Origin of the sequence: Acinetobacter beijerinckii CIP 110307, from assembly GCF_000369005.1 — a bacterium.
GTDB lineage: Bacteria > Pseudomonadota > Gammaproteobacteria > Pseudomonadales > Moraxellaceae > Acinetobacter > Acinetobacter beijerinckii.
This window is the reverse complement of the sequence record NZ_KB849765.1, coordinates 1,219,223-1,229,070: the sequence shown is the minus strand read 5'-3', so window position 1 is coordinate 1,229,070 and position 9,848 is coordinate 1,219,223. Positions and strand designations below refer to the sequence as shown.

Annotated in this window: 8 protein-coding genes; 7 read left to right on the top strand and 1 reads right to left on the bottom strand. The window is 38.0% G+C overall.

Annotation, left to right across the window (positions count from 1 at the left end):
- Positions 1–274: 274 nt before the first annotated feature.
- Genes F933_RS11335 through F933_RS11325 form a run of 3 tightly spaced genes read left to right on the top strand, consistent with a single transcriptional unit; the run spans position 275 to position 3,161 of the window.
- Positions 275–1,519 (top strand): cupin-like domain-containing protein, encoded by a 1,245-nt coding sequence (locus tag F933_RS11335; RefSeq protein WP_005061261.1) that lies wholly within the window; start codon positions 275–277, stop codon positions 1,517–1,519.
- A 54-nt stretch (positions 1,520–1,573) separates the two neighbouring features.
- Positions 1,574–2,458 carry a DUF6502 family protein gene (locus tag F933_RS11330; protein ID WP_005061259.1) on the top strand — a complete coding sequence of 295 codons (885 nt, stop codon included), beginning with the start codon at positions 1,574–1,576 and terminating at the stop codon, positions 2,456–2,458.
- A gap of 1 nt (position 2,459) precedes the next feature.
- Positions 2,460–3,161 (top strand): hypothetical protein, encoded by a 702-nt coding sequence (locus F933_RS11325; protein ID WP_005061256.1) that lies wholly within the window; start codon positions 2,460–2,462, stop codon positions 3,159–3,161.
- Between the two features lie 288 nt (positions 3,162–3,449).
- Here F933_RS11325 and F933_RS11320 read toward each other — a convergent pair whose 3' ends face one another.
- Entirely contained in the window at positions 3,450–4,595 is a 1,146-nt protein-coding gene (locus F933_RS11320) for an endonuclease/exonuclease/phosphatase family protein (protein WP_005061253.1), read from the bottom strand.
- Positions 4,596–4,783: 188 nt separating this feature from the next.
- On the opposite strand from F933_RS11320, the gene asd reads away from it, so the two are divergent.
- The 4 genes from asd to F933_RS11300 all read left to right on the top strand — a co-directional run bounded on the left by asd (position 4,784) and on the right by F933_RS11300 (position 9,841).
- Positions 4,784–5,902, top strand: coding sequence for an aspartate-semialdehyde dehydrogenase (gene asd / locus F933_RS11315; protein WP_005061251.1), 1,119 nt, complete (start codon positions 4,784–4,786; stop codon positions 5,900–5,902).
- Positions 5,903–6,043: 141 nt separating this feature from the next.
- Entirely contained in the window at positions 6,044–7,498 is a 1,455-nt protein-coding gene (locus tag F933_RS11310) for a type IV pilus assembly protein FimV (RefSeq protein ID WP_005061249.1), read from the top strand.
- Positions 7,499–7,559: 61 nt separating this feature from the next.
- Positions 7,560–8,810, top strand: coding sequence for a hypothetical protein (locus F933_RS11305; RefSeq protein WP_005061247.1), 1,251 nt, complete (start codon positions 7,560–7,562; stop codon positions 8,808–8,810).
- 65 nt (positions 8,811–8,875) lie between these two features.
- Positions 8,876–9,841: an asparaginase domain-containing protein gene (locus F933_RS11300; protein ID WP_005061245.1), complete on the top strand. Its 966-nt coding sequence runs from the start codon at positions 8,876–8,878 to the stop codon at positions 9,839–9,841.
- The last annotated feature ends 7 nt before the right edge of the window (positions 9,842–9,848 follow it).

The window sequence follows — 9,848 nt, the reverse complement described above, 5'->3', positions numbered from 1 at the left end:
AGTCGGAGTCGGAGTCGGAGTCGGAGTCGGAGTCGGAGTCGGAGTCGGAGTCGGTTTATTATCCGATGATGAACTTCCTCCGCAACCCACTAATGCAGCACAAGTCATACTTATTGCTATTTGAGTCCATATATTTTTCATTGCTGAGCTCTCTGTGTGATTTTTTCACATATTATACATGTGAAAATTTAACACTTTTCTTCTTGAGTGCAAATGTTTTTATGCTTAAATTAATAACAGAAGGTCAAATCTTTATATTGATGGGTCAAGATGTATGGATACACATGCTAATTTAATACAGCAATTCAATGCATTACCTGAAAATTGGAATGCATGGTTAATCGAAAATATACAAAGAGGTTGCGCTCCAGAGGAATTAGCTCAAATTTTATTAAAAGAGGGATTAATTGATCCAACCCAAACAAGCACGCAATCCAATCAACAAGCTCAGGAACATTTCAGTTGGTTAGAGCAAATCGTAGAACAAAAAAACCGATCTAATCCTGCACAAGATTTGACCCAAGAACAAAAAACTTGGCTGGCACAAGCCTTATTTGAACAAAAGACTAAAGAACTGATTTATCAAACGCTTAAAGCGCAAGGCTTAAATGAAATTGACATCGCTAATGAACTAGTTCATTTAAAACAAAACCCGTATTTTAAAATTGCCCAACAACAGCATTTTTTATTGCAGAAACGAAATTGGTTATTGGATACCTTAGATCGTTTTGCTCGTTTAAACATTGCTTACAATAAAATTGAGCGAATTCAAGTACCAAGTTTTGAACATTTTGTTCATCATTATTACAGTCGAAATTTACCTGTGATTTTAAATAATGCGATTGACCATTGGGATGCACGGAAAAAATGGTCTCCTGAATATTTTAGAAAAACGATTGCTGATAAAAAAATTGAAGTTCAATTTAATCGGGAACGCGACCCTTTATTTGAAAGGAATTCGATTCAGCATAAAACACAGATGACGATGAATGACTTTGTAGATTTGATAGAACAAAACCCACATTCAAATAACTTTTATATGACGGCAAACAATGCCAAAGCAAGTCATTCAAATTTGTCGGAATTGTTTAAAGACATTGGTGAATTTCATGATTTCACTGATCATGAACAAGTTCGGAAGCGTAGTTTCATCTGGTTTGGACCCAAAGGAGCTTTTACCCCACTTCATCATGACCTCACCAATAATTTTTTAGTCCAAATTTATGGCAAGAAAAAAGTGACGCTGATACCAGCGATGCAGACCCCGCATTTATATAATGATGTTGCCGTGTTTAGCCAAATTGCCGATCCGCATGATCCACAGATGATTGAACAATTTCCTGAGCTAAAAAAATGCTCTAAAATTGAATGTATTTTAAATGAAGGCGATGCTTTATTTATTCCGATCGGTTGGTGGCACTGTGTTGAGAGCCTACACGTGTCTATAAGTGTATCTTTTACTCATTTTAATATTGATAATGGCGGTGCCGAATCATTCCCCTATCCTTCGCAAATTTAAAGGGATAGATAATTGAAATAGGCTTGTTCAAAAAAATTTGATAATGGTGTTTATATGGAAAAACCAATCGACCAAATGATGATTAGCACCGAATTAAATCCTGCAAATGCACAAGGAATTATTCCCCAAGATGCAGAAACCACATTGGAAAGTATTTTTCCGATGATGCAGCATATTGCACGTTGGCTTATTCATTCAGGCGTTGGTTATACCGATTTCGTTGCAGCCTTAAAACCAATTTTCTATGATCAAGCTTTAGCGGAATTAGAACGAATTCAGCAAAATAAAACAGATTCAGCGGTCAGTCTTTTATCAGGATTACATCGGAAAGATGTGAGTGCATTTAGACAGCAAGCCAACCAAATAAATGCAGAGGCGACTCCGAATTTTGCCATTAGTGTCCCTGCTCGTGTCATTGCACGTTGGATTGCACTTGATTTACCGCATCAAATTCCTGTCTCTGGCGACGAAAATAGTTTTGAAGCATTGGTACGATATATTTCAACCGAGAAACATCCCCGCTCAATTCTATTTGAACTACAACGTCTAGGTGTCGTAGAACAAAAAGGATCGGATGTCATTTTACAACAACATAGTTTTACGCCAGATAATCAGATGCAAGAAAGTAAGGCATTATTTTCAGCCAATTTAACTGATCATCTCGCAGCAGGCGTCGACAACTTTATCAGTGAGAAAACATTTACCCATCTTGAACAAGCAGTTCATGCCGAAAAACTCACTTTAGAGTCCATAGAATCTTTGCGTCAACTCAGTATTGAACTTTGGCAGAACATGGCAAAACAATTACTGAATGCGGCCATTCAATGCTGTGAAAAAGACCAAAACCAACAAGATGCGACTTATCAATTTCGTTTAGGAATCTATCAATATGATAAGGAAACAAAGCTGCAAATTCCTTATCAATATAAGGATAAATAAAATGAAGCGTTTCTGTTTGTCACTTTTACTTTACAGCGCCACCATAAGTCTAATCGGCTGTGGCGAAAACTTTTTGGCTGCCAATGTAAGCCTAGGTGGAAGTGGTTCAGGTACGCAAAAACCAGTTCCCGGAGGCAATGATAATTCATCCAATCCATCAACTGGCGATGGAGATGAACACTATGAATATGTGGCTAAAATTCCTGCCGAATCAGAAAGTACCTGCTCGGGTGTACAACGTCGGATGAGGTTCATTTATGCAGATAATAAGCAACCTATACCACCTGAAACCATTCGATCACTCGCAATCTCACCTTTACAAATTGAGATTGAAAACACCACACCGAATTATGTTTATGCGCTTACTCCGCTCTGTCGTCAGATTGATTATGAAATAGGGACGATGAATATTCTGCCCGGGGAATCTCTCAAATGTGCGGCTGATCAAGATAGCCTTCAAGTTTTAAAGCCTTTTGAAATACGACGTTATGAAGTAGATCTGAAGTTTGCTGAAACTCAAGAACCTATTACCGTAAACTATTATTCTTTCTATAGTACAGATTTACCTAAAAATGAAACTGTATGGGATAAATGTGAAGCAGCTCAGATCACAGTTATCATGCAAAAGCGTCTTATTCCAAAAGTGATTGCTGAAGAGCCAACCATTCAACTTCCTATTACTGAAGCTGAGCCGATGCCTTAAGTAAGGTAAGAAAAGTCAAATAAGATGTAACGATTTAAATCCATACATTAAAAAATTAAAACCCGAGTTTCGCATCCTGCTAAACTCGGGCAAATGAGGTTGTGCTTTCACTCTTTGTTTTTATCCTGCTTCCATCGCATGCATCATATCCATAATGCTTTTTCCTTCTCAGCGTCGCTATCCTTAATCGGAAATCCATTCCTGCGTCCCTGTGCTGATGTATTTAGAATAAACCTTTTAATCAATTCGGACTATTCGTTGCAGGCCTAAATCATTGTACGATAATGCTTACACCACAGTTTGCCTATCTTGAATATTCATCATCTTTTTATGCGGCTGTGCAAGACTATCTACCACCTTTTTTTCTTCACGTTCAGCTTTTTCTATTCCTTCTTGAATCGCCTGCTGTGCTTCCTCTTCATCATCTTCTGTCTGTTCAAGTTCTTGCTGTTCTTGCTCAAATACAGTCGATGTTTGCAAAACTACATACACTGGAAAATGATCCGAACCAATATGATCTAAACGTTTCATATCGACTAATCCAAAGTCTGTACTATGAAAGACATGGTCAAGTGACCAGCGCAATAATGGATAATCAGCATGAAAAGTATTCATAAAATAGCGACCAACGCGTGGATCAAGTAAACCGCTGATGCGCTGAAATAACCGCGTAGTTCTCGACCACGCCACATCATTTAGATCCCCCATAACAATACAGCTTTGATCTAAATCTTTGATACGATCACCAATAATTAAAAGCTCAGCATCTCTTAAAGTTGAATCTTTCGCCTCCGTGGGACTTGGCGGCTTCGGATGTAAACAATACAGCTGTACGATATTTCCTGCATTCAATGTTAATGTGGCATGTATCGAAGGAATCTCATCACTCAAGATAAATTTGATTTCAGACTCAATTAAGGGCAAACGGCTATATAAATGCATGCCATATAAATTATCTAAAGGTACTGCAACTCGATGCGGATAATCTTTTTCAATTGGCTGTAAAGCATCTTGCCATTTTTGATCGGACTCAAGCGTAAGTACAATATCAGGTTTAAGATTTTCAATATGTGAAAGCAGTAAATGATATTTATCATTTGGCGTTAATACATTCGCGACCAATAATGAAATTTTTTGATCCTGATTGATCTGTTCTGGTTTAACTTTCTGAACTTGTTTCTTCCATATAGGTGTATAGGGTAATACCATTTTTAATTGATAGGCCACTGCTGCAATAGTACAGAATAATAAAATCTCCCTGTCCAAACTCCATTCAGCATCTATAAATAACAAGCCGAGTAAGGCAAGAATTCCGATCGCCAGAATTTGCAAGCGAGGAAAGTCGGCTCCCCGAAACCACCATTCATCACGAGGGATTAAAGACCAAACACTGAGCCAAATAACCAATACTGCGCAAATCTCAATCCATATCATTTCATTTTACTCTTAGAGATCCTGTGGATTTTTCAATAAAGTTATGGCTTTATCAATTTTGTATCTAATATAAACAAGTTATTCCACTCAACAAAATTATCGTTTTATTTACGTAACGCTTGCAGTTGTGGTCGCTTTTGATACACTCAAACCCCTTTAAAGTTTTTTACATACCGAGGCACAATGACATGAAAGTAGGTCTGGTCGGTTGGCGTGGGATGGTTGGTTCTGTCCTTATGCAACGTATGGTTGAAGAGAATGATTTTGCTCATATTGAGCCATTCTATTTTTCTACCAGTAATGCAGGTGGCGAAGCTCCTTCATTTGGTGGTAAGACTGCCCCAGCACTTATGGATGCATCAGATATTACCAGTCTGAAGCAAATGGATGTCATTTTAACCTGTCAAGGTGGCGATTATACCTCTGATGTATTCCCAAAACTAAAAGCTGAAGGTTGGGATGGTTATTGGATTGATGCTGCGTCTACATTACGTATGGCTGACGATGCCATTATTGTACTTGATCCAGTGAACTTAAATGTGATCAAAGATGGTTTAGTTAATGGAACTAAAACATTTGTCGGCGGTAACTGTACTGTTTCATTGATGCTCATGGGTTTAGGCTCGCTGTTCCAAAATAATTTAGTGGAATGGGCAACTTCAATGACTTATCAAGCTGCGTCAGGTGCTGGTGCGCAAAATATGCGTGAACTGATCACAGGCATGGGCTATTTATATAACAATACTAAAGCGTTATTGGATGATCCAAAATCTGCGATCCTTGATATTGATCGTCAAATTGCAGACTTGCAACGTGGTGAAGGTTTTCCAAAGTCTAACTTTGGCGTACCACTCGCTGGCTCTTTAATTCCATATATCGACAAACAACTCGAAAGTGGTCAATCAAAAGAAGAATGGAAAGGTCAAGTTGAAACCAATAAAATCTTAGGTAATCAACAAATCGTTCCAATTGATGGTCACTGTGTTCGTATCGGTGCAATGCGTTGCCACTCACAAGCAATCACTTTAAAGTTGAAAAAAGACGTTGCGCTTGATGAAATCGAAGATATGATTCGCCAATCAAGCCAATGGGCGAAAGTTGTTCCAAATACCCGTGAAGCGTCAATGACAGATTTAACACCTGTAGCCGTAACAGGTACATTAACTGTACCTGTTGGTCGTTTACGTAAGCTCAACATGGGTAAAGAATATCTAGGCGCATTCACTGTAGGTGACCAACTTCTTTGGGGTGCAGCTGAGCCATTACGCCGTATGTTACGTATTCTTGTTGAATACAAGAACGTCTAAGCAAAAATCACTAAAAATAAAAAGCCGATCACATTTGATCGGCTTTTTTTATGTCATTAAATTTGAAGAATTTACAATTCATTTACATCACGGTAATGTATACTTTTTACCGACTAAAACATCACTTTTTCATGGATCGAGATGACTGTTTATAACAAATTAAAAATTGCCATTTTAGCCATATTTTCTTCGCAACCTCTTTATGCGATTACACTTGACCCATTGCAAATCCAATCTGCGCCAGGTGAGCTACTCTATGCTGAAATGAGTTTTCACCAAGCCAATAGCAATGATAAGTTAGATGTTAGCTTAGCGACGCCAGAAGATCTAATGATGATTGGTGCGGCTCATCAACCACCCAGTGGTTTAAACTTTTACACTCGCCGTAACACTAAAGGTGAAGGTGTTATTGTTATCACGTCTACTCGTCCAATGATTGATTCTGAACTCAACATTATTCTAAAAATCCAAGAAGGTAGTGCCAGTCATTTAAAACATATCAAGCAACCAATACGTCAAGGCGTTAAAAATAACATCGCAAAAACAAATAATGAAAAATCGCTCACGCCAAAATTTATTGTGAGTGAGAAAGACATTGCACTGAATTTACCTGAAAGTACTCATTTTAATATAGCGACCTCTACTCCAAAACAACAAAATAACAAACAAGAAAACCTGTTAAATGCCCCATTTACGCTACCGCCTGTATTAAATAATGTTCAAGCAAGTACTTCTGCACCAACTGCAATTTCAACGGTGTCTTCAACTAATTTACAGCAACCAGCAGCAGTTGAAGTTAACGCTACTCAAGAGAAGACTATAAAAGCAGCAAACCAAGAAGCTGCAACGCCAACACCAACTCAGCAAAACAACAACCCGATCGCTGAAACTGCTAAATCACCTGAGCCACTGCCACCTGTTGAAGGTGAATTAAAAGCAACTGATAAAAAAGAAGTCGAGCAAAACAAAACAGCGCCGCTTCAAGTAAAACAACCTACAATTGAAACCAAGAAGAAAAAGACACCAACACCACCTGTTGAAACTGCAGAGGGTCAAAAACAACATATCGTACAACGTAATGAGTCATTATGGCGTATTGCTCAACGTATCTCGGCACAAACTCAACAACCTGTCGCACAAGTCATGAATCAGATCAAAGCTCAAAATGAACATGCATTTATTGATGGCAATGCGAATCGACTAAGACAAGGTTCTCGCTTAAACTTTAATCTCAATAGTGTTCCTGTTCGATCAAATCAAATAGCGAATCAGATTGCAGCACAGACTCCTCGCTCACCTTCAACTAAAGCTAAATATCGCTTACAACAAGCTGAGATGTCTCTCGTTGCAGAAAGCAATCAAGATTCAAGTACAGGAAGTGCGAAAAAAGACACATTGCAGCAAAAAACCAGTGCAGACTTATCATTAAAAGTTATGACAGCACGAGAAAAAACCGTTACATTACAAAGAAACGTAACACAGTTAGAGTTAGCATTGCGTACTAAGGAACAACGTATTCAGCTATTAAATGCTCGACTTGCTGAGTTGCAAGAACAGTTGAAAGCACAGCAAGAAACTAAAAAGCCAACACACTAAGTTACGAGAACATTCTCATAAATTTGCACAAAAGCGGCTCTATCTTTAAGGGGTATAGATCATGTCAACTGTAATCATTGTACTGCTAGTCATTGTACTAGTCGTTGCAATCGTTTTAAAAAAACGCGCTGACAACCAAAGTTCAGCAACACCTAAAAAAGGTACTGCTGCAAAAGCAACGAAGAAAGTAGCTGCAAAAAAAGTTTCACGTACGACGTTGGTTCGTGAAGAACAAGAACCAGCCCCACAAACGACGACAGCAATTTCCGAAAGCTTACGTCAAAAAATTGAACAACAAATTACCGACAAAAACTATCAAGCTGTTGAAGCTCAAATCAATCAACTATTAAAACAAGATAATTCACAGCATGAATTATATTTATTTTTATTAGATATACATTTAGCACAAAAAGATGACTTTGCTATTGATCAACTGATCAAGCATATCAAAGCATTAAAACTAGATGCTATAACTGAAGCAGCTGAAGCAAAACAACGTGAATATGAAAAAAATAAGCAACCTGATTCAATTGAATTCAGCTCTAGCTCAAACCATTTTCATCAAACTACGCCACCAGTAGTAACGCCTGCACAAAACAATAATGCCGATTTTGACGCACTTGCGAAATCACAGAACACTGAATCATTTGATGATTTACAAACCGAATTGGTTGCGCCAATAGCACAAGAAACACCGGTTGAAACAGCTCCTGAAGTTCAGCCATTAGATTTCAATTTTACTTTTGAGCAAAAACAAGTTTCTGAACCAGTCAGTCTTGAAACTGAAACTGTAGAAACAAAAGATCAGCAGCCATTAGAGTTTTCTTTTAACTTAGATGCCACTCCAACGGCTGAGCCAAGCAAAACAGAAGAAGCAAAACCAGAGTTAGACTTTAATTTTTCTAATTTAGAAGTAGCGACCAATAAAACTGATTTTCAAGATGTTGCCATTGAAGCACCAAGTCTAGATTTTAATTTTGATCAACCTCAAGCTAAAATTGAACAGCAACCTGTTATTGAAAAATCAGAACTTTCATTTGAGCTCGCTGAATCAACAACTGTAGAACCTGAAGCTGAATTTTCTGCACCGATTACTCACAGCTCTAATGTAGTTACAAATGATCCGCTAGTACAATCATTCCCTGATCTACAGCAACTCAATGAAGCACAGCTGAATTTAGATCTTGCAGAGCAGTATATTGAACTGGGTGCGTATGCTTCAGCAGAATTACTATTGAACAATAGTCAACCACTCTTTAATCCAGAACAACAACAACTTTCGCAAAAGTTACTCAATAAAATAGCTTCCTGAATTTGATCAGTCTAATATAAGCAGTCTCCTTAGACTGCTTTTTTTATGATGAATAACTTTTTATTATGAAAACAATTGCTTTAATTTATATGGGTGGAACGTTCGGTTGTATTGGTGAACCCCTCATGCCAATGCCTGAACAAGATTTTCTCCCTCTACTTGCTAAAACTATTCCTGCTCATTTAAACGTCGAGTGTTTTGCTGCACCTAGTATCATAGACAGTAGTGCTTGCACAGCTCAGGACTGGTTGCGACTGGTTCAACAAGTTCAACAATTACAGTTGAAAGGTTTTCAGCACTTTGTGATTATTCACGGAACGGACACTTTAAGCTACGCGGCTGCCACACTGGCTCGTTGTTTAGGTCAATCTTGTCACGCAATTATTACAGGTAGTCAATACCCTCTGCTCAATGTAGAAGGCAATGATACGAGAGAATTTACAGACGCACGTGGTAATCTTTACTTAGCACTAGAACAGGTGCTCACCTTACCAACTGGCGTTTATCTTGCATTTCATGAACATGTTTTTCATGCACAAACGACTTTAAAAGCACATACCACAGAGCTGGATGCTTTTGTTGGAATTGCAGCAGATCAAGACTGTGAAACGAATTCAGATTATTTAATTGTAGAAAATCAAAATATTGAAGATTCAGCTCAACTCAGTGTACTTAACCTTATGTTGCAGCCGATCGCAAAACAACAATTGATTGCGCAGTTAAAAAATCTTTTGATTTCCCCACCAGATTTTTTAGTCCTACAAGGATTTGGAACTGGCAATATTGCAGTGAATACTGAGATTCTAGAGCTATTTACTGCATTATATGACAGGAAATGTGTACCAATTATTAGCACCCAAGTCACGTTTGGAAAACTTGATCAGCGTTATGCAGTGAGCTCATGGATTCAATCAGCTAAAGTTTTAGTGAATGATTGCCATAGTCATGCTGATTTATATGCAAAAATTTTGCAAATGTATTTAAAATACCCGACCCATGATCAAAGGTTTGAACATTGGCATCAACACTAATATTGAG

Bases quoted from the DNA above. Each gene is read 5' to 3' on its own strand.
- F933_RS11335 (WP_005061261.1), top strand. From the start codon at position 275: ATGGATACACATGCTAATTTAATACAGCAATTCAATGCATTACCTGAA.
- F933_RS11310 (WP_005061249.1), top strand. From the start codon at position 6,044: ATGACTGTTTATAACAAATTAAAAATTGCCATTTTAGCCATATTTTCT.
- F933_RS11325 (WP_005061256.1), top strand. From the start codon at position 2,460: ATGAAGCGTTTCTGTTTGTCACTTTTACTTTACAGCGCCACCATAAGT.
- F933_RS11300 (WP_005061245.1), top strand. From the start codon at position 8,876: ATGAAAACAATTGCTTTAATTTATATGGGTGGAACGTTCGGTTGTATT.
- F933_RS11305 (WP_005061247.1), top strand. From the start codon at position 7,560: ATGTCAACTGTAATCATTGTACTGCTAGTCATTGTACTAGTCGTTGCA.
- F933_RS11320 (WP_005061253.1), bottom strand. From the start codon at position 4,595: ATGATATGGATTGAGATTTGCGCAGTATTGGTTATTTGGCTCAGTGTT.
- F933_RS11330 (WP_005061259.1), top strand. From the start codon at position 1,574: ATGGAAAAACCAATCGACCAAATGATGATTAGCACCGAATTAAATCCT.
- asd (WP_005061251.1), top strand. From the start codon at position 4,784: ATGAAAGTAGGTCTGGTCGGTTGGCGTGGGATGGTTGGTTCTGTCCTT.